The 789-nt window shown below is 65.3% G+C and carries 2 protein-coding genes; one reads left to right on the top strand and one right to left on the bottom strand.

The genetic code is table 11. From position 1 onward, the window contains the following. The coding region (locus GB927_RS34230; protein ID WP_211941320.1) for a hypothetical protein at nt 1–274 on the bottom strand (274 nt) is incomplete at its 3' end. Between the two features lie 76 nt (nt 275–350). Here GB927_RS34230 and GB927_RS34225 point away from each other — a divergent pair. Further along, entirely contained in the window at nt 351–650 is a 300-nt protein-coding gene (locus GB927_RS34225; RefSeq protein ID WP_058328783.1) for a DUF736 domain-containing protein, read from the top strand. Nucleotides 651–789 lie beyond the last annotated feature (139 nt).

The following is a 789-nucleotide window of genomic DNA, read 5'->3' as shown; positions in this document are numbered from 1 at the left end:
AGATGGTGCCGACGGCGACGACGGGAGAGGTGATGGCGCCGGCGGCGCCGTTGATCATGCCGATGAGGCGACAACCGATCATTCGCGTCGTTCTCTGCTGACGGCGCAAAGCCCCCAATACGGCCTCTCTTTTGGGCTGGTCTGGCACCGGACCGGCCTTGGCCTGCAACGGCTCCGCCGACCTTCTTCCCCTGACCGCAAGCGGCCATTCCTCGCGAGCCAACAAGCTCGGCTGCCGCCGTCCTACGCTCACGCTGCGGTCCTGCAGATGCATTCCGTCCAATCCGTCGCCTCTCGACCGCCATCGAGGCCGCATCGGGTGGCTTCGGACAACCTCAGGAGATACGACAATGGCTCAGATCGGCACCTTCACCCGCGACGAAAACGGCACCTACGCAGGCACCATCAAGACCCTCACCCTCAACGTCAAGGCCACCATCAAGCCCTGCGACCGCGACAACGACCGCGCCCCGGACTTCCGCGTCACCGCAGGGGGTGTCGAGTTCGGCGCAGGTTGGACCCGCACCGCCCGCGAAACCGGCGCCGAATACCTCTCGCTCAAGCTCGACGATCCGTCCTTCACGGCGCCGGTCTACGCCTCCCTGGTCCAGGGCGACAAGGGCGAGCACAAGCTCATCTGGTCGCGCTGACCAGCCGATCGGCGCTCCGCTTCACGGCGGGGCGCCCCTCCACACCAGCGGAATTATGCGGAGACGAAATCGCCGCAACCGCCGCCAAATCCAGCCTTCAGCGACAGGCACTCCGCATAATCACACTCTCAGCATAATC

The sequence above is a fragment of the Shinella lacus genome, assembly GCF_010994755.1.
GTDB classification, from domain to species: domain Bacteria; phylum Pseudomonadota; class Alphaproteobacteria; order Rhizobiales; family Rhizobiaceae; genus Shinella; species Shinella lacus.
The sequence above is the reverse complement of the archived record's forward strand: the minus strand, read 5'-3'. Positions and strand labels throughout refer to the sequence as shown.

Coding starts and splice junctions, on each gene's coding strand:
- GB927_RS34225 (WP_058328783.1), top strand. CDS start 351: ATGGCTCAGATCGGCACCTTCACCCGCGACGAAAACGGCACCTACGCA.